Genomic DNA, 17,792 nt, shown 5'->3' on the forward strand with positions numbered 1-17,792 from the left:
TCCTCCTGCCGGTGCGGCGGGTGTCTCCCGCTCCCGGCCCGCACCACGCTAGGACGAGATCGGTCTGGTGCTACGGTCCAATGGCATGGGGCCAGACCAGACCAATTCCGCCGCCGACGTGCTGGTCGCCCTCGCGCCCGGGCTGGGCACGCTGCGCCGCCGCCTGGAGGACGCCCTGCTGGAGGGCATCGTCTCCGGGCGCCTCGCGCCGGGCACCGCGCTGCCGCCCAGCCGGGCGCTCGCGGACGCCCTCGGCATCTCGCGCTGGGTGGTCACCGAGACCTACGGGCACCTCGTGGGCAAGGGGATCCTCGAGGCCCGGACGGGCGCGGCCACGCGGGTGTCGGCCACCGCCCGGGCCGGTGCGGCCGCCGACGTCCGGCGCGCCGAGACGCCCCGGCCCGAGCGGGCGCCCCGGCGGGCGGAGCACGACCTCGCACCCGGCGTGCCCGACCTGCGGCACGTGCCCCGCGAGGCGTGGGTGCGCGCCGTCCGCGACGCGCTCGCGGGGGCCACCAACCAGGACCTGGGCGGTCAGCCGCCCGCCGGGCACCCGGCGGCGCGTACGGCGGTGGCGACCCACCTGCGCCGGGCGCGCGTGGTGGCCGGGGGCGACGCCGCCGTGGTGCTGACCCGCGGCGCGACGGACGGCATGTCCCGCGTCGCCGTCGCGCTCGCCGCGGCCGGGCACACCCACCTGCTCGTCGAGGACCCGAGCTGGGCGCCCCTGCGCGACGTCGCGGCCGCGGCCGGCCTGGTCCCCGTGCCCGTCCCCGTGGACGACGACGGCGTGTCCGCCGACCGGCTGCGTGCCGCGGCCGCCCGGACGGGCGCCCGCGCCGTGCTGCTCACGCCGGCGCACCAGTTCCCGCTGGGCGCGGTGCTGTCCGACGACCGCCGTGCCGCCGTCGTCGACTGGGCGCGGGAGGTGGACGGCCTGGTGGTCGAGGACGACTACGACGCCGAGTTCCGCTACGACCGCCGGCCCGTGCCCGCGCTGCAGGGTCTGGACCCGGACCGGGTGCTGCTGCTCGGCTCGACGAGCAAGACGCTGGCGCCCGCGTTCGGCATCGGCTGGATGGCCGTGCCCGAGCGGTGGCGGGCCGCCGTCCTGGAGGCGTCCGTGCGTCGGGGCCCTTCCCCGGGGCCCGCGACCGTGGACCAGCTCGCGCTCGCGCGGTTCCTCGGCGACGGCTCGTACGCGCGCCACCTGCGTGCGGCCCGCACCCGCTACTCCCGGCGCCGGGCCGCGCTGCTGGCCGCGCTCGACGAGGCGCTGCCCGGCGCGCGGGTGGGCGGCATCGCGGCGGGCATGCACGTGACCGTGGACCTCGCCGGGGTGCGGCTCGACGGCGGGCACCCGCCGGACGCCGCCGCCGTCGTGCGGGAGGCGGCCGCGCGGGAGGTCGCCGTGGCCGACCTCCGCCGGTACCAGGCGGTGCCGCCGGCCCGGTCGACGACGCTCGTCGTCGGCTACGGGAACCTGGCGGACGCGCGTGTCGGGGCCGCGGTGCGCGGCCTGCGGGCCGCGGTCCTCGCGGCGCGCTGACGCCGCGGCGTCACGGCTCCTGGGAGACCAGGTCCGAGATGGTCCGGTGCAGGCCCTGCACGTCGCCGCGCTCGTGCGCGAGCAGCCAGGACGCGATCTGGTCCGACGCCTCGACGACGGCGGTCGCACGCGGGACCCGGCGCTCGTGGAACTCCGCCCACAGGTCGTCGGTGAGGGCGTCGTACCGGGTCAGCACGTCACCCAGGACCACGGCGTCCTCCAGCGCCTGGGCCGCGCCCTGCGCCACGGTGGGCGGGCAGGAGTGGGCGGCGTCGCCGATCACCACCACGCGCCCCCGGTTCCACGGCGCGGGCACCAGGTGGCTCGTGAACCACGTGTAGTGCACGTGCTGGACACCCTGCTCGAGCTGGGCGCGGATGTCGTTCCAGTGCGCGCCGTACGGACGCGCCTTCTCGGCCATGATCCGGGACCCCTCGGCGGCGGTGAGGCCCTGCCGGTCCTGCTTGTCCTCGACCAGGTAGGCGTACATCGTGTCCGGGCCGGTGGGGCAGAAGCCCGCGATGTACGAGGGCCCGCCGAACACGAGCTCCGTGTGGTCGGCGCCCGCCGGGCGCCGCACGAACGCCCGGAAGATCCCCATGCCGTTCGGCTCCGGCCGGGTACCGATGCCGATCAGCTCCCGCACGGTGGATCCGAGCCCGTCCGCGCCGACGACGAGGCCGTGGGTCACCTGCTCGGCGCCGCCGGCGGTCGCGAGGGTGAGCGTGACGGCGTCGTCGGCCTGGGTCAGCGCCGTGACCCGGGTGCCGAACCGGACCGTCGCGCCCGCGGAGCGCGCGCGGGCCAGCAGGATCTCGGCCAGGTCCGGGCGGTACATGCCCGCCGTCGCGGGATAGTCCGGGCCGCCCATCGCGTTGTCGGGCATCTCGGCGACCAGGGGCGCCTCGGGCCCCGGCGCGCGGATGCCGGTCACGTCGAACGAGAAGGACCGGCCGCGCACCTGCTCCCAGACCCCGAGCCGGTCGAGCGCGCGCAGCGCGTTGCCCTGCAGCGTGATCCCGGACCCCAGGGCGGCGAGGTCGGGCTGGGCCTCGTACACGACCACGGTGGTGCCGGCCTCGGCCAGCAGGATGGCGGTGGCGAGCCCGGAGGCCCCCGCTCCGACGATCCCGACGTCCTGCACAGCGCTCACGGTGACTCCCTGGGGGCAGACGAACCTCGCAACACCGTGCAAACTACATCAGACCGGGCACTTCCCGGCCGACGGCGGCCCGGACCGCGGCAGGCAGCTCCGCCCAGTCGTCGGCCGTGTCGAGGTCGACGGCGGTACCGGGCCGGTGCACGACGGAGGCGTCCAGCCCGGCCGCCGCGGCCTCGACGAGGTGCGCCGCGAGCGATCCCACGCCGAACCGGAACCGGAACCCGACCTCGGTCTCGAAGGGGAGACCGGCGGGCGAGGGGGGCGGGACCAGGAGGAGGTTGGTGCCGGAGCGGTTGCGGTCCGTCGCGATCACCACCGGGGCGGGCTCGGCCAGGAGCGCCATGACGTCCGCCCGGGTCAGGGCGGGCAGGTCGGCGTGCGCCACCAGCAGGCGGGCCGACGACGGCGCCCGCGCCGCGAGCACCTCGCGCGCGTGCTCCAGGGCGGCGTTCAGGCCCGGCCGTGCCACCGGCTGCTCCAGCACCTCGACGTCCAGCCCCGCCAGCGACTCGCGCGTGAACGCCGGGTCGGCCGTCACCACGACCACCCCGTCCACGCCGTCCGAGGCGAGCAGCGTCCCGACCACGTGCCGGGCCAGCACCCGCACCAGGCGGCGCCGCGCGCCGGGATCCAGCACCGCGGCCAGCCGCGACTTGCCGGAGACGCCGTCCCGCAGCGGCACCACCGCCGTCGCGCCGCCGGGCCGGGTCACGCGAGGGCCAGCAGCTCGCGGGCCAGGCGCTCGCGGCCCGGCGGGCCGCCCATGATCGTGTCGGTGACGCGCACCGTGAGGCCGAGGTCGGCCACGGGGCCCGCGAGAGCGGCATCGCGCTCGTCGATCACCATCACGTCGACCAGGTCGGCGTAGATCCGGGCGACGCCCAGGGCCGACACCTCGTGCCCCAGCGACTCCAGGATCTGTGCGGCCGGACCCTTGATCGCCTGGCCGCCCACGATGGGGCTGACGGCCACGCGGCGGCCGCGGGCACCGGCCAGCGCCGCGCGCACGCCCGGCACCGCGAGCAGCGGCTCGATCGACAGGAACGGGTTGGACGGCGCGAGCACCACCAGGTCGGCCGCCAGCGCGTCGAGCACGCCGGGGGCGGGGCGGGCGGCGTCGGCGCCGTCGAAGTGCAGGCCCAGGACGGCGTCCGCGTGCTGCCGTCCCACGAAGTACTCCTGGAACCCGAGCCGGCCCGACGGGGTGTCCACGAGGGTGGCCAGCCGGTCGTCGGTCACGGGCAGGACGCGCGGCCGCACGCCCGCCGCGCGGGCGAGGTGTGCGGTCACGGCGGACAGCGGCTCGCCCCGGCGCAGCCGGGCCGTGCGCACGATGTGCGTGGCCAGGTCGCGGTCGCCGAGCGTGAACCAGGTGTCCTCGCCGAGGTCCTTCAGCGCGGCGAGCGTCGCGTACGACTCGCCGCGCAGCCCCCAGCCGCGGTCCTCGTCGTTCAGCCCGGCGAGGGTGTAGAGGACGGTGTCGATGTCGGGGGAGATGGCCAGGCCGTGGAGCTCGACGTCGTCGCCGACGTTCACGACGACGGTGAGCCCGGGCGTGCCGCCGGACGTCGCGCCGAGCGCGAGATCGAGCCCGTGCGCGAGGCGCGCACCGCCGACACCGCCGGCGAGGAGGGTGACGTTCACGCGACGAGCCTACGTGCGCGCCGGGGCCGTGTGGAGGCCACCGTGGAGGCGAGGTACGCCACACCACCAGGCACACTAGGGGCATGGCTGTCTTCGCGTTCTCCGTCGCCCCCATGACCGCGGGCGAGTCCGTCGCCGAGCAGGTCGCCGAGGCCGTCCGGATCGTCCGGGAGTCCGGGCTGCCGAACCGGACCACCTCGATGTTCACCGAGATCGAGGGGTCCTGGGACGAGGTGATGCCGGTGATCCAGCGCGCGACCGACGCCGTCGCGCGCGGCGGGCACCGGGTGTCGCTCGTGATCAAGGCCGACATCCGGCCGGGTGCGGCCCCCGGGCAGATCGACTCCAAGATCGCCCGGGTGGAGGAGCGGCTGGCCGCCGACGAGGCCGAGACCGGTCACTCCTGACCGCGCCCGCCCAAGTCTCACCACACCTTCACCCGCGTGTTTCCAGTACCGTGCGTCCGGCCTTTAGGCTAAGGCGGACCAATGTCGCAGGACCCGGGGAGATCACGAGATGCCACTGTTCGAGGTCGATACCCAGCGGCCCCTGCTGGTCACGTCCGCGGGCGGCGCGAGGGGAACCGAGCCGGGCCTGAAGACGACGGCGAACCAGGTGGTCGACTCCCACATCGACGGTCTGCTCGGTGAAGAGGTCTTCCCCATCGCGCAGGGTTCCGGCCCGGACGAGCCCCACCTGCTCGCGCTCGACGCGTCCGGCTCGCCCGTGGTGGTGGAGCTCGTGGCCGACCTCGACCGGGAGAACCTGGCCAAGGCCCTGGACCACGCGGGTGCGGCCGGCCGCCTCACACGTGCGGACCTGGCGGCGCGCTACAGCGGCGGCGCCAGCTCGTTCCAGCACGACGTCGCGGCCTTCTACGACAGCGTTCCGATCACCCGCACCCAGGCCGGCAAGAACGGCGGCTCGGGCGCGCGGCTCATCATCATCTGCCAGAACGCGCCCGACGAGATCCTCAACGCCGTGGACTTCCTGCGGCAGCCGTCGATGCCGGTCGAGGTGCTGAAGATGGGCGTCGTCAACTCCGACGACGGCCGTAAGTTCCTCGACGTCTCGCCGCTCGTCGTGCACCTGCCCCCGGGCCTGCCCGCGCCCAAGTCGGCTCCGATCGGCGGCACGATCACCGCCTCGATGGGCGGGTCCGTCAGCTCCTCGATGGGCGCCGGCGTGACCGGCGGCGTCGCGGGCGGCGGGTCCGCACCGAAGGACGCCTTCGAGGAGGGCGTCAAGGTCGGGTACGCCCTCACGGGCAAGATGCCGGTCGTGGCCCAGGCGCCGCAGGCCCGCGGCGACCGCGAGCCGCACGCGCTGCAGTCCCGGTCCGAGCGGGCGGCCAAGCAGGCCGAACGCTCCCACCAGACGGGCGCGCCCGCACCGCTCGCGGACAACCCGCAGGCCGGTCCCACCAACGCCGCGACCGGCCTGCGGTCGAGCCTGCGCACGGGCGGCGCCCGCGGCGGTGCGCCCGAGCGTGCCGCCGGCACACGCGCCGGCCGCAGGGCCCAGTCGGCCGAGGCGGCGCCGGTCCCCGCCCCGCCGACCCCGGGCTCGGGTGCCCCCGTCTCACCGGTCCGGCCCGGCGCCGAGTCCCGGCCGACGCCGACCACGCCGCCGCGTCTCGCGACGAGCCGCTCGTCGCTCGGCGACCAGGCCGCGCCCCCGGCACCGCCCGCTCCGCCGGCGCAGCAGTCCCGCCCCGCGACCCCGGCCGAGCCCGCTCCGGCGGTGCGCCGCCGGTCGCGCACCGACCGGTTCGCGGCGTCGTCCCAGCCCGACGAGCCGACGTCGCCCTACCCGCCGTCCGCCCCCACGCCGTCGGCCGGACCCACCTACCAGCCCGCCCCGGCCCCGCAGCCGGAGCCGGACGAGGACCTCTGGCAGCCGGCGCCCTACGACGGCGCGCCGGCCTACGGCGGTGCCGCCGAGGAGCCCGCCGACCTCGACATCACGCAGCCGCGCTACACGCGCGAGCCGGCCTACCAGTCGGGGTCGAGCTTCGCGCCCGCCCCGGCGCCGTCGGCGTACGGTTACACGGCCGACGCACCCGCGTACGACCAGGGCGGGTACGGGTACGGCGAGCAGTCGGCGTACGGCTCGTCCTTCGTCGACGGCGCGGCCCCCGCCGCCCCGGCGGCGCCGGACCAGGCGTCGTGGGAGTCCGGCGGCTACCTGTCCGGGCCCGCCGACGGCTACGGCCAGCCGACGTTCGACGCCGACCCGTTCCCGACGAGCGCCCCCGAGGCACCCGCCCGGCCCGTGCCGCCGAACGAGAGCATCCGGGCCAGCACCCCCATGCTGTTCGAGGAGGAGGACGACCCGGACCTGGAGGCGCTCGCCCGCAGCATCGGCACGCCCACGCGCATCGTCTGGTCGCGGCCGCGCCGCAACCAGCACTTCGAGGCGATGCTCCTGCCCGACGGCGCCATCGAGCTGACCAACGGCGCGCGCTACCGGCACCCGGACTCGGCCGCCACGGCGGCGTCCGGCTCGTACACGGCCGACGGCTGGAACGTCTGGCGCATCGGCGACACCGGCCCGACGCTGGTCGAGGAGTTCTCCCGCCGGTTCGCCTGAGTTCGGGCGGTCACGGCCGCACGACCACCTTGCCGAACTGGCCGCCCTCGGCCAGCCGGGCCAGGCCGTCGGCGGCCCGCGCGAGCGGCACCTCGACGTCGATGACGGGCCGCACCCCGGTGCGGGCGCAGAACCGGGCGAGCGCGCCGAGGTCCTCGCGGGAGCCCATGGTCACGCCCTGCACCCGGAGCTCCTGGAAGAACACGCGGGTCAGCTCGGCCGGGGGAGCGTCGCCCGACGTCGCGCCGCACACCAGCACCGTGCCGCCGGGGCGCACCGAGCGGATCGAGTGCGCCCACGTGGCCTGGCCCACCGACTCCAGCACGGCGTCCACGCGCGCGGGCAGCCGCGCGCCGGTCTCCACGGCGCCCGCCGCGCCCAGCGCCAGGGCGCGCTCCCGCTTCTCCGCGGAGCGGGACGTCACCCAGACCTCCAGGCCCGCCGCGGCGCCCAGGAGCACGGCCGCCGTGGCGAGCCCGCCGCCGGCACCCTGCACGAGCACGCGGTCGCCGGGCGCCAGGCCGCCCTTCGTGAACAGCATCGAGTACGCGGTGAGCCACGCCGTGGGCAGGCAGGCGGCCTCCTCGAACGACAGCCCGTCCGGCTTCGGCACGAGGTTGGCCGTGGGTACGGCGACCCGCTCGGCGAGGGTCCCGGGGTAGCGCTCGGACAGCAGCGACCGGTGCTCCCTCGGCCCGACGCCGTGGCCGTCGGCCCCGATCACGCCGTGCACGATCACCTCGGTGCCGTCGGGGGTCACGCCGGCGGCGTCGGTGCCGAGGATCATCGGGAGCTGCTCCTCGCGCAGGCCGACGCCGCGCAGCGACCACAGGTCGTGGTGGTTGAGGCTCGCCGCCCGCACGTCCACGGTGGTCCAGTGCTCCGGGGGCGCGGGTTCCGGCCGGTCTCCCACCTCCAGTCCGTCCAGCGGGCTGTCGGGCGAGAACCGGGCGACGTAGGCGGCACGCATGCGGTGACCCTAACCGACGCCCGACCAGCCGGCCGGGACGGTGCCCAGCCGCACGCGCTGCGGGTGGTCGCCGACCGGCGTCGACGTGATCTTCTCGCCGGTCGCGAAGTCGATCGACGTCACCTGGTCCGCCCCCGACTCGGAGACCACGCACGCGGTGCCGTCACCGGTCACGGTGGCCCAGTACGGCTTGTCGACGTCGACGAGCGGCCCCTCGGCGAGCGTGGCCCGGTCCACGACCACGGCGTAGTCGTCCATGGTCCCCGCGACGCACAGGTGCTCGCCGGTCGGCTGCACCGTCAGTCCGTGGTGCCGCGAGTCGTTGACCATGTCGGTGCGGCGGCCGTCGAACACGCGCGGCAGCGTCGCGACGCGCGTGATCCGGTCGGTGGCGACGTCGTACTCGAGGAACCCGCCGAAGAACGAGACCTGGAAGTAGAGCCGCGACCCGTCGGGGCTGAACGCGGCGGGGCGCACGGCGTCGGACAGGTGCTCCAGTCCCGCGGCGTCGAGCCGGTCGCGCATGTCGATCTCGCGGACCACCTCGAACGTCTCGGCGTCGGCCACGGTGATGACGCGGTCGCCCTTGAGGAAGTCCAGGGCCGGGTCGTCGAGGTCGTTGTTCACCTCACCGATCGACATGTTCCAGAGGAGCCCGTCAGCCGTGTAGACGTTCTCGTGCGGCTTGTCGCCCGTGGGGAAGGAGCCGAGCTCGGCCCCCGTCTCGATGTCGAGCACGTGCACGCGGTTGCCGGTCGACGCCGAGACGGCCACCTGCGTGCCGTCGGGCGAGACGGCCATGTGGTCGGCCCGGAAGCCGGACACCCGGAACCGCCACTCGACCTCGCCGGTCAGCAGGCTGATCGAGACGACGTCGGCGAAGCTGGGCCGCGAGACCACGAGCGAGGTGCCGTCGGGCGTGGTGTACAGGTCGTCGACGAGCTGGTCGTGGCCCTCGCCGACCGTCTCGCGGACCACCAGGAACGCCGCGAGCCGGATCGGGTCGCGGTAGATCTCACGCAGCCGCGCGTCGCGGTCCGGCACCACGTCGACCCGGCCCACGGGGGTCAGGTCGGGGCCCGAGGACACCACGGAGGCCGTGCCGTCCCAGTTGTCGGCGACGAACAGGACCTCGCGCGGCGGCGGGTCGGCGTGCGCGGGCGCGGTCGCCGCGGCGGCGGTGAGCGCGAGGGTGGTGGCGATCGAGAGTGCGGTGGAGAGTGCACGGCGCTGTGTCACTGGACGCTCCTCTTCGTCGGGCCGGTCGGCGGTGACCGGCCCGACGAAGATTACTGGAGTCGGGTTCAGTAACGGAAGTTCACCCGGCGGTGCTCTCTTCCGTGCCGATGTCGAACATCCACGCGATACCGAACTTGTCCGTGAGCGCCCCGTAGTAGTCGCCCCACGGTGCGAGCTCGAGCGGCTGGCTCGGGGTCGCGCCGTCGGACAGCTTCTCGTAGGCGCCCCTGATGTAGTCGTGGTCCTCCGGGCCGCCGGTGAGGGCGACCGTCACCCCCGCGGTGGGCGCGACGTAGGCCATGAAGGACGGGGTGTCGGCCGCCATGATGGTGAGGCCGCCCGGGGTGTCGAGCTGGCCGTGCATGACGAGGTCCCGGTCCTCGTCGGGTGTGGGCATCCCCTCCATGGGGACCCCGCCGAACGTGCTGATGTCGAGCTCGCCGCCGAGCACGGACCGGTAGAAGGCGAGGGCGTCCTTGGCCTCCGACCTGAAGCTGAGGTACGGGTTGAGCTTTGCCATACGGCCACGCTAAGCCCGGGCCCGGCGGCGCGCGCGACGGTTACCCGAGGAACTCGCTGACCATCGGGCCGATCTGGTCGGCCTCGACCAGGAACCCGTCGTGGCCCACGTCGCTCGTGACGATGCGCAGCGGCTCCGCGTTCGGGATCCACTGCGCGAGCCGCGCGGACTGCTGCGGCGGGAAGAGGCGGTCGCTGTCCACGGCGACCACGAGCGTGCGCGCCGTCACCTGGCTGAGCGCGGCCTCCACGCCGCCGCGGTCGCGGCCCAGGTCGTGGGACAGCATCGACTCGGTGAGCACCAGGTAGGAGTTGGCGTCGAACCGGCGGGCCAGCTTGTCGCCGTGGTGGTCCAGATAGGACTGCACGGCGAAGCGGCCGCCCGCGAACGGGTCCTCGCCGCCCTGCGGCAGGCGCCCGAACCGCCGGTCGAGCTCGTAGCCCGTGCGGTAGGTGGTGTGGGCGATCTGCCGCGCGATGCCCAGCCCGGTGTGCGGGCCGTCGTCGTCCGCCGCGTCGTAGTAGTCGCCGCCGCGGAACCGGGGATCCACGCGGATCGCGGCGAGCTGGGGGTGCGCCCACGCGATCTGGTCGCCCGCCATCTGGGCGGTCGTCGCGATCGCGGCGAGGTTGCGCACGCCGATGCCCGCCTCCGGCCCGAGCAGCGCCCACTCCAGCACGCGCAGCCCGCCCATCGAGGCACCGATCACGAGCTCCCACGAGCGGATCCCGAGCGCCCGGGTCAGCGCGATCTCCACGGCCACCTGGTCGCGGGTGGTCACGTAGGGGAAGCGGCCGCCCCACGGGCGCCCGTCCTGCGCCGTCGACGACGGGCCCGTCGTGCCCTGGCAGCCGCCCAGCACGTTGGGCGCCACCACGAAGTACCGGTCGGTGTCGATGGGCCGGCCCGGGCCGACCATCTGCGACCACCAGCCCGCCGTCACGTGCCCCGGGCCGGCGTCGCCCGTGACGTGCGAGTCACCGGTGAGGGCGTGCAGCACGAGCACCGCGTTCGAGCCGTCGGGGGCCAGGGTGCCCCACGTCTCGTACGCGACGCGGACGGCGGGCAGCCGGCCGCCGGCCTCCAGCTCGAACGCGCCGACGTCGGCGAACTGCCGGTGCCCGGCGTCGTCGCCCTCGCGCCAGGCGCCGCTGGCCGGCACCGGTGGCTTGCTCCGGGACCGGGAGGTCTCGCCCGGCGCGGCGGGTGCGGGGCTCGGGTCAAGGGGACGGTGCTCGGCCTGCGGGGTGGTGACGGCCATGGCTCCTCCTGCGGCTCGGTCTGGTGGGCGGCTCGGTGCGGCGGGCTCGGGGTGGGGAGCCGGTGCCGGGTGCCGGGGTCGTGCGCGCGGGACACGCCCGGGGCGGGCACCGGAGGATCCTCCGGTGCCCGCCCCGGGCGTCGAGGGTTCGATCAGCTCGCCTGGTCGCCGAGGAGGTTCTTGGCGGCGGTGAAACCGAGCTCCAGGTCCGCGAGGACGTCCTCCACGTTCTCCAGACCCACCGCGAGGCGGACCAGGCCGGGCGTCACGCCCGACAGCGCCTGCTCCTCGGGGGTCAGCTGGGAGTGCGTGGTGGAGGCCGGGTGGATCACGAGCGAGCGGACGTCGCCGATGTTGGCCACGTTCGAGTGCAGCTGCAGCGCGGAGACGAACGCCTGCCCCGCCTCGGCGCCGCCGTCGAGCTCGAACGCCAGCACCGCACCGGCGCCCCGGGGCGCGTACTTCTGTGCGTTGCCGTACCACGGCGAGCTCGGTAGCCCCGCGTAGTGGACGCCGCGGACGTCGTCGCGCGCCTCGAGCCACTGGGCGACGTGCTGGGCGTTGGCGACGTGCCGCTCGATCCGCAGCGACAGCGTCTCCAGGCCCTGGGCCAGCAGGAACGCGTTGAACGGCGAGATCGCCGCGCCCAGGTCGCGCAGGAGCTGGACGCGCGCCTTGAGCACGAACGCCAGGTTGGCGCCCAGGGCGCCGTCGACGCCGAGGTCGCGGGCGAACACCAGGCCGTTGTAGCTCGGGTCCGGGGTGTTGAAGCCGGGGAACTTCTCCGGGTCGGCGCCGAAGTCGAAGCGACCGCCGTCGACGATCACACCGCCGATCGCGCTGCCGTGCCCGCCCAGATACTTGGTCGCGGAGTGGACCACGATGTCGGCGCCGTGCTCGAACGGGCGGATCAGGTACGGCGTGGCCACCGTGTTGTCGACGATGAGCGGCACGCCCGCCTCGTGCGCCGCGGCCGCGACGCCCTCGATGTCGAGCACGTCGGAGCGCGGGTTCGGGATGGTCTCGCCGAAGAACGCCTTGGTGTTCGGGCGGACCGCGGCGCGCCAGGCGTCGAGGTCGTGCGGGTCGTCGACGAACGTGGTCTCGATGCCGAACTTCGGCAGCGTGTGGTGCAGCAGGTTGTAGGTGCCGCCGTACAGGCTGGCGGACGCCACGACGTGGTCGCCGGCCTGCGCGAGGTTCAGGATCGCGAGCGACTCCGCGGCCTGGCCCGAGGCCACCAGCAGCGCGCCGACGCCGCCCTCGAGGCTGGCGATCCGGTCCTCCACCACCTGCTGCGTGGGGTTGCCGATGCGGGTGTAGATGGGGCCGAGGTCCTTCAGCGCGAACCGGTCGGCCGCGACTCCGGCGTCGGGGAACACGAACGAGGTGGTCTGGTAGATCGGCAGGGCGCGGGCGCCCGTGGCGGGGTCGGGCTCCTGGCCCGCGTGGATCTGGCGGGTCTCGAACGACCACTGCGGCTGCGTCATGGCTCTCCTGCTTCCTGTGGGGTGGTGCCTGGCGTCAAGCGGACTGGCATCTGGCGGACTGCATCTGGCGAACGGGCAGAGACGTGCCGCGGCGTGCCCTCATGGGGCCTGCGCATCAGGAGGTGGGTCCGCGGCGGGGGACGGTGCGCACGCGGATGTCCGGCCGAGGTGGCCGAGGGCAGGCGAACGTGCGCTGGTTCAGCAACAACACATTCGACGAGTCATGGGTGAGACCGTAGACGGCCCCGGGCGGCCCCGAAACCCGTGTCTTGTATTTTGAGATGCGGAAATGAGACAGGACGGGCATCGCGGTGCCCTGGTGAGTCCTTGGCGGGCCGTTTGCCTTCCGGTCGCGCGATTCCACGACCCGGGTCACAGTGGTGCCGGTGACACCGGAGTGATTCACAGGATCTACGCAAGGCGACACGCCGACGACGCGTCGATCGGAAGGGGGATCATGGGACAGGTACGGCACGGCCGGGGGTACGGCCACGGGCAGTCAGGCGGGCAGTCGGACGGGCACGGGCACGGGACCGTGCTCGTGCTCCGTGCGTTCGCCGCGGCGCTGCTCGCGCTCGGGCTGGTGATCCCCTGGGGTCCCGTCGCCAAGGCCGCACCGCCCGGTGACCCGGCGGGGGGCTCGTCGGCGTCGTCCGCCCCGTCGGACGAGCAGGCGCGGGCGGCGCGGGACGCCGTCGCCGCGGGCACCCTCGACGTCCGGCAGGCCGAGGCGGCGCTCCTCGCGCTCCGTGCGGCGCTCGACGAGGTGCGGGTGCGGGTGCAGGTCGCCGCGGCCGACCACGCGGAGGCGCAGCAGGCGGTCGAGGAGGCGCGGCGCGAGGTGGCCGCCGCCCGGGCCGCGGCCGACGAGGCGCGCGCCGGCGAGGAGGCGGCCCGCGCGAGCCTGGCCCAGGTGTACCGCGCCTCGGCGCACGACGACGGACTGGGCCCGCTCGGCGTGGCCCTGGAGGCCGGCTCGGTCCCGGACATGGTGGGGCGCAGTGCGGCCGAGCGTGCCGTGCAGCGCAAGCTCGGCGGGGCGCTGGCGGAGTACCAGGAGGCGCGCGCGGCGTCGGAGTCCGCCGACGCCCGGTGGACCGCGGCCAAGGAGCGCCGCGACGTCGCCGTGGCGCAGGCTCGGACGGCGTACGCCGCCGCGGAGGCCGCCGCCACCGAGCTGGCGGAGCGGACCCGGGCCGCCGAGGTGCAGCGGCAGGCCCTCGTCGAACGGCTCGCGGTGCTGCGGCGGACCAGCGTGGAGATCGAGCGGCAGCGCGAGGAGGCCCGTGCCGCGGCCGAGGCGGCCGCCCGGGAGGCGGCGGCCCAGGCGGAGCTCGAGCGGCAGGAGCGGGCGCGCGAGGCGGCCGCGGCCGAGACGGCTCGGGAGCCGGACGGCGGTGGTGCGGACACGTCCGGCGCGTCGGACGGGGCCGGGGGCTCCGTCGAGCCCGCGCGAGACCGGCCGGTCCAGGAGCGGCCGGTCCAGGATCGGCCGGCGCAGGAGCGGCCGGCGCCGCCCGCCGTCGTCGTCCCGCCGACCTCCGGGGTCAGCAGCGGCTCGGCGGAGCGCGGCCTGGGCGCCGTCACGTGGGCGCGCGCCCGGATCGGGTCGCCCTACCGGCTCGGCGCGGCGGGTCCGACCCACTACGACTGCTCGGGGCTGACCATGATGTCGTGGGCGAGCCAGGGCGTGGACATCACGCGGACGTCGCGGTCGCAGTACCTGGCCGTCGGCAAGGTGGGCTACGGCGCCCTCCGGGCGGGTGACCTCATCTTCTACGGGACGGACCCGGCGGACCCGTCGTCGATCTACCACGTGGCCATGTACGCGGGCGGCGGCACGATGGTCGAGGCGACGCTGCCCGGTCAGCCGCTCGCGGAGAACCCGCTGCGGCTCACGCACGCGATGCCCTACGCGGGCCGCCCGTGACCCCGGAACGTGGCAGACGCACAGGTCGCAGGAGCGGCCCGTGCGTCTGACACGTCAGGGGTGGGGCGTTCAGTGCTTGTCGTAGTAGCCCGTGTCCTTGGCGCGCTGGATCGAGCGGACGATCTCCGCCTCGGCGTCCGCGCGGCCCACCCAGTGGGCGCCCTCGACGGACTTGCCGGGCTCCAGGTCCTTGTAGACCTCGAAGAAGTGCTGGATCTCCAGGCGGTGGAAGTCCGAGACGTCGTCGATGTCCTGGCGCCACGCCGCGCGCTGGTCACCCGTCGGCACGCACAGCACCTTGTCGTCGCCGCCGGCCTCGTCGCGCATGCGGAACATGCCCAGGGCGCGGCACCGGATCAGGCAGCCGGGGAACGTGGGCTCCTCCAGCAGGACCAGGGCGTCCAGCGGGTCGCCGTCCTCGCCGAGGGTGTCCTCGATGAAGCCGTAGTCGTCGGGGTAGCGCGTCGAGGTGAAGAGCATGCGGTCGAGGCGGATGCGTCCGGTCTCGTGATCCACCTCGTACTTGTTCCGCTGACCCTTGGGGATCTCGATCGTGACGTCGAACTCCACGCCGATGTGCTCCAGTTCTGGTGATGAGGACGCCGAAGTGTCTTACCGCGGCGGCGGCCGTGCGCCCGTCCAGTGTGCCATGCGAGGTGTGCTCTGACCGGTGGCTGTGGTCAGGACCACTCCGGTGTGTTCGGCATAATTCGCAGCGGGCGTCTCGCGCGCGTCGTCGCGCGCGAGCGGGTGAAATTTCCCGTGCACCGTCGTCGCCGTACCGTCGCCGGGTTTGCCGCGACTAGAGTTGGCGATGGCTCTTACGTGACGATCGAGAGGATGCCCATGGAGTGGGGGTTGCGCTCCGGCGCTGCCGTCGCCGCGGTCGTCGCAGTGTTCGGTGGGTACCTGGTCGCCGACGCGTTCGACATGATCCCCGGCATGCTCACCACGGCGGAGCCGTGGCCCGAGCCGGCGCCCTTCCCGACGGCGCCCGGCGCCGTCGAGGGCCCCGCCCCCGCGGCGCTCCTGAGCGGCTTGCCCGCCGACGCCCCGGTGCCGGACAGCGTGGAGATGCAGCGCCTCGTGTCCGGCCTCGCCGACGACAAGCGGCTCGGCTCCCGTGTCGGCGTCATGGTGGCCGACGCGGCGACGGGCGAGGTGCTCGGCTCCGCCAGCCCGGACAAGCTGATGACCCCCGCCTCCACGCAGAAGCTGTTCACCGGCGTCGCGTCGCTCGCGTCGACCCCGGCGGACACCACGCTGGACACGCGGGCCGTCCTCGTCGACGACGACACGGTGGTGCTGGTGGGCGGCGGCGACATGATGCTCGCCGCAGGGCACGGCGACCCCGACGCGGTCAACGGCCGGGCCGGCCTCGCCGACCTCGCGCAGCAGGTCGCCGCCAAGCTCAAGGTCGCCGGCACCACCGAGGTGCGGGTCGCGCTCGACGACACCCTCTTCACGGGTGACCAGATCGCCCCGACCGTGGCGAGCCCGGACATCGCGGCCGGCTACATCGCGCCCGTCTCCTCGCTCGGCATCAACGTGGGTCTGCTCTCCGACGAGTACGGCGACAACGGCCCGCGCGCGTCCGACCCCGGCCGGTACGCGGCGGAGGCCTTCGCGGCGGCCCTGGAGAACGAGGGGCTCACGACGGCGGACGCCGTGGTGGACGAGACCGCGCCGGACGACGCGCGGGTGCTCGGCGAGGTCAGCTCGGCACCGCTCGCCGAGGTGGTCGGGTTCGCGATGCAGTACTCGGACAACACGATCACCGAGGTGCTCGGCCGCCTCGTCGCCGTCGAGGCCGGCCTGCCCGGGTCGAACGACGGCGCCACGCAGGCCGTGATCGCGAGCGCGAAGCGGCTCGGCGTCGACATGACCGGGGCCCGGCTGCGGGACTGCTCGGGGCTCGGCGACGGCTCGTACCTCAGTGCGCAGCAGCTGACGGACCTGCTCGAGGTCATGGTCGACCCGGCGCACCCGGAGCTGCGCAGCGAGGCGGTCGGCATGCCGGTCGCCGGCCTGTCCGGCACGCTCGACAGCGCCCACGGCCGGTTCACGGGCGACAACGAAGCACGCGGCCTGGCCCGCGCCAAGACGGGCAGCCTGCCCAAGGTGCGGGCGCTCGCCGGGACGGTGGTCACCGCCGACGACCGGCTCCTGGTCTTCTCGATCCTGGCCGACGCGATCCCGGCCGACCGGACCGTCGGCGCCACCTGGATCTACGACGACTTCGTGGGCCGGCTCGCGGCCTACGGGTCGGCCCCCGCCCAGGACGGCTGACGCGGCACCGGCCGGGACCGTTACCGTGGTCCGGTGACCCAGGCCTCCCTCGCCCCGCAGGTCGTCGACTGGACGGCGGCAGCCCAGATCGCGGGCCGGCTCGCGCCGCCCGGGCCGCAGGCGCCGCGCGAGGAGCTCGCCGCCCTGGTGAGCGGGCTGCGCGACGCGGCGGGGGACGCCGTCGGCCACGTGCTGGAGACCACCCGCATGCTGCCCCCCGGCGGTGCGGGCGACGCACTGAGCCCCGTCGCCGTGGTGGACCGCGCGAGCTGGGCCCGCGCCAACACGCAGTCCATGGCCGTGATGACCGAGGGCCTCGGGGCGATCGTCGCGGAGGTCTCGCGCAGCGCCACGTCCACCGCCGCGCAGCTCGCCGGCGCGGCCGAGATCGGTGCGGTGCTCGCGCTGCTCAGCGGTCGCGTCCTGGGCCAGTACGACCCCTACTCCGGGCCCGGGCGGCTGCTCCTGGTGGCGCCCAACGTGCTGCAGGCGGAGCGCGCGATGCGTGTTCCCGCGCGCGACTTCCGGCTCTGGGTGTGCCTGCACGAGCAGACGCACGCCCTGCAGTTCGCGGCCGCACCCTGGCTCTCGGAGCACCTCAGCGGGCGCACCCGGCACCTCGTGGCGGGCATGGCGCGCACGTCCGCCGAGCTGGCCAGGGCGCGGTTCGACAAGAAGCTCGTGGCGATCGGACGGTCGGTGCGCGACGCCCTGCGGGGCCAGGGCGGAACCCTCGTGGACGGGATGCTCACGCACGAGCAGAAGGCGGAGCTCGCCGACATCACCGCCGTCATGGCCCTGCTGGAGGGGCACGCCGACGTGATGATGGACGCCGTCGGCCCGCGCGTGGTGCCGTCGGTGCGGCGCATCCGCGCCCGGTTCGAGCGGCGGCGCGACGGCGAGGGGCGGGCCACCTTCGACGTCGTGGTGCAGAAGCTGCTCGGCATGGACGCCAAGCTCGCGCAGTACCGGGACGGGGCCGCGTTCGTGCGGTCCGTGGAGCGGGCGGTCGGCCGCGACGGCCTGAACGCGGTGTGGGCCGCCCCCGAGAACCTGCCGAACGCGCGCGAGATCGCCGACGCCCGCGCCTGGGTGCGCCGGGTGCACGGATGAGCACGGCGGTGGCGGTCCCGGTGCGCGGGGCGC

At 75.1% G+C, this 17,792-nt stretch carries 15 protein-coding genes; 6 read left to right on the plus strand and 9 right to left on the minus strand.

What is annotated here, in order from left to right:
• The first annotated feature begins 85 nt into the window (after positions 1 to 85).
• A complete protein-coding gene (pdxR, locus tag APR03_RS19230; protein WP_275977751.1) occupies positions 86 to 1,549 on the plus strand; it encodes a MocR-like pyridoxine biosynthesis transcription factor PdxR in 1,464 nt (487 codons plus the stop codon).
• 10 nt (positions 1,550 to 1,559) lie between these two features.
• Here pdxR and APR03_RS19235 read toward each other — a convergent pair whose 3' ends face one another.
• From APR03_RS19235 to cofD, 3 genes are read right to left on the minus strand one after another with little or no spacing between them, the layout of a single operon-like run.
• Positions 1,560 to 2,702 (minus strand): FAD-dependent monooxygenase, encoded by a 1,143-nt coding sequence (locus APR03_RS19235; protein WP_253838240.1) that lies wholly within the window; start codon positions 2,700 to 2,702, stop codon positions 1,560 to 1,562.
• 43 nt (positions 2,703 to 2,745) lie between these two features.
• Positions 2,746 to 3,423, minus strand: a complete 678-nt coding sequence (gene cofC, locus APR03_RS19240) for a 2-phospho-L-lactate guanylyltransferase (RefSeq protein WP_253838242.1) — start codon at positions 3,421 to 3,423, stop codon at positions 2,746 to 2,748.
• Positions 3,420 to 4,355 carry a 2-phospho-L-lactate transferase gene (cofD, locus tag APR03_RS19245; protein WP_253838244.1) on the minus strand — a complete coding sequence of 312 codons (936 nt, stop codon included), beginning with the start codon at positions 4,353 to 4,355 and terminating at the stop codon, positions 3,420 to 3,422. The genes cofC and cofD overlap by 4 nt, the downstream gene beginning before the upstream one ends.
• 83 nt (positions 4,356 to 4,438) lie before the next feature.
• On the opposite strand from cofD, the gene APR03_RS19250 reads away from it, so the two are divergent.
• Both APR03_RS19250 and APR03_RS19255 read left to right on the plus strand, forming a co-directional pair.
• Positions 4,439 to 4,762, plus strand: coding sequence for a thiamine-binding protein (locus APR03_RS19250; protein ID WP_253838245.1), 324 nt, complete (start codon positions 4,439 to 4,441; stop codon positions 4,760 to 4,762).
• A gap of 109 nt (positions 4,763 to 4,871) precedes the next feature.
• On the plus strand, positions 4,872 to 6,947 hold the full coding sequence (locus APR03_RS19255) for a restriction system modified-DNA reader domain-containing protein (RefSeq protein ID WP_253838246.1): 2,076 nt from the start codon (positions 4,872 to 4,874) through the stop codon (positions 6,945 to 6,947).
• Positions 6,948 to 6,957: 10 nt separating this feature from the next.
• On the opposite strand, the gene APR03_RS19260 is transcribed toward APR03_RS19255, so the two are convergent.
• The 5 genes from APR03_RS19260 to APR03_RS19280 form a co-directional block, all read right to left on the minus strand.
• Entirely contained in the window at positions 6,958 to 7,917 is a 960-nt protein-coding gene (locus APR03_RS19260) for a zinc-binding dehydrogenase (RefSeq protein ID WP_253838248.1), read from the minus strand.
• 9 nt (positions 7,918 to 7,926) lie between these two features.
• Positions 7,927 to 9,156, minus strand: a complete 1,230-nt coding sequence (locus tag APR03_RS19265) for a YncE family protein (protein ID WP_253838250.1) — start codon at positions 9,154 to 9,156, stop codon at positions 7,927 to 7,929.
• A gap of 79 nt (positions 9,157 to 9,235) precedes the next feature.
• The gene (locus APR03_RS19270) at positions 9,236 to 9,676 is read right to left on the minus strand and encodes a VOC family protein (protein ID WP_253838252.1); all 441 of its coding nucleotides are present in this window, start codon (positions 9,674 to 9,676) and stop codon (positions 9,236 to 9,238) included.
• Positions 9,677 to 9,716: 40 nt separating this feature from the next.
• On the minus strand, positions 9,717 to 10,937 hold the full coding sequence (gene metX / locus APR03_RS19275) for a homoserine O-acetyltransferase MetX (RefSeq protein WP_253838254.1): 1,221 nt from the start codon (positions 10,935 to 10,937) through the stop codon (positions 9,717 to 9,719).
• A gap of 152 nt (positions 10,938 to 11,089) precedes the next feature.
• The gene (locus APR03_RS19280; RefSeq protein ID WP_253838257.1) at positions 11,090 to 12,427 is read right to left on the minus strand and encodes a bifunctional o-acetylhomoserine/o-acetylserine sulfhydrylase; all 1,338 of its coding nucleotides are present in this window, start codon (positions 12,425 to 12,427) and stop codon (positions 11,090 to 11,092) included.
• Between the two features lie 457 nt (positions 12,428 to 12,884).
• Between APR03_RS19280 and APR03_RS19285 the strand changes: the two genes are divergently transcribed.
• The gene (locus APR03_RS19285; RefSeq protein ID WP_253838258.1) at positions 12,885 to 14,357 is read left to right on the plus strand and encodes a C40 family peptidase; all 1,473 of its coding nucleotides are present in this window, start codon (positions 12,885 to 12,887) and stop codon (positions 14,355 to 14,357) included.
• Between the two features lie 69 nt (positions 14,358 to 14,426).
• On the opposite strand, the gene APR03_RS19290 is transcribed toward APR03_RS19285, so the two are convergent.
• The gene (locus APR03_RS19290; protein ID WP_182619532.1) at positions 14,427 to 14,927 is read right to left on the minus strand and encodes an inorganic diphosphatase; all 501 of its coding nucleotides are present in this window, start codon (positions 14,925 to 14,927) and stop codon (positions 14,427 to 14,429) included.
• 255 nt (positions 14,928 to 15,182) lie between these two features.
• Between APR03_RS19290 and dacB the strand changes: the two genes are divergently transcribed.
• Positions 15,183 to 16,646 (plus strand): D-alanyl-D-alanine carboxypeptidase/D-alanyl-D-alanine endopeptidase, encoded by a 1,464-nt coding sequence (gene dacB, locus APR03_RS19295; RefSeq protein ID WP_253838265.1) that lies wholly within the window; start codon positions 15,183 to 15,185, stop codon positions 16,644 to 16,646.
• A gap of 33 nt (positions 16,647 to 16,679) precedes the next feature.
• Entirely contained in the window at positions 16,680 to 17,759 is a 1,080-nt protein-coding gene (locus APR03_RS19300; RefSeq protein WP_253838271.1) for an Rv3626c family coenzyme F420 biosynthesis-associated protein, read from the plus strand.
• Positions 17,760 to 17,792 lie beyond the last annotated feature (33 nt).

Source organism: Promicromonospora thailandica, assembly GCF_024171955.1.
Lineage (GTDB): Bacteria > Actinomycetota > Actinomycetes > Actinomycetales > Cellulomonadaceae > Promicromonospora > Promicromonospora thailandica.

Excerpts from the sequence above, each read along its gene's own strand:
- APR03_RS19270 (WP_253838252.1), bottom strand. The coding sequence starts at position 9,676 with ATGGCAAAGCTCAACCCGTACCTCAGCTTCAGGTCGGAGGCCAAGGAC.
- APR03_RS19255 (WP_253838246.1), top strand. The coding sequence starts at position 4,872 with ATGCCACTGTTCGAGGTCGATACCCAGCGGCCCCTGCTGGTCACGTCC.
- metX (WP_253838254.1), bottom strand. The coding sequence starts at position 10,937 with ATGGCCGTCACCACCCCGCAGGCCGAGCACCGTCCCCTTGACCCGAGC.
- APR03_RS19280 (WP_253838257.1), bottom strand. The coding sequence starts at position 12,427 with ATGACGCAGCCGCAGTGGTCGTTCGAGACCCGCCAGATCCACGCGGGC.
- pdxR (WP_275977751.1), top strand. The coding sequence starts at position 86 with ATGGGGCCAGACCAGACCAATTCCGCCGCCGACGTGCTGGTCGCCCTC.
- APR03_RS19285 (WP_253838258.1), top strand. The coding sequence starts at position 12,885 with ATGGGACAGGTACGGCACGGCCGGGGGTACGGCCACGGGCAGTCAGGC.
- APR03_RS19250 (WP_253838245.1), top strand. The coding sequence starts at position 4,439 with ATGGCTGTCTTCGCGTTCTCCGTCGCCCCCATGACCGCGGGCGAGTCC.
- APR03_RS19260 (WP_253838248.1), bottom strand. The coding sequence starts at position 7,917 with ATGCGTGCCGCCTACGTCGCCCGGTTCTCGCCCGACAGCCCGCTGGAC.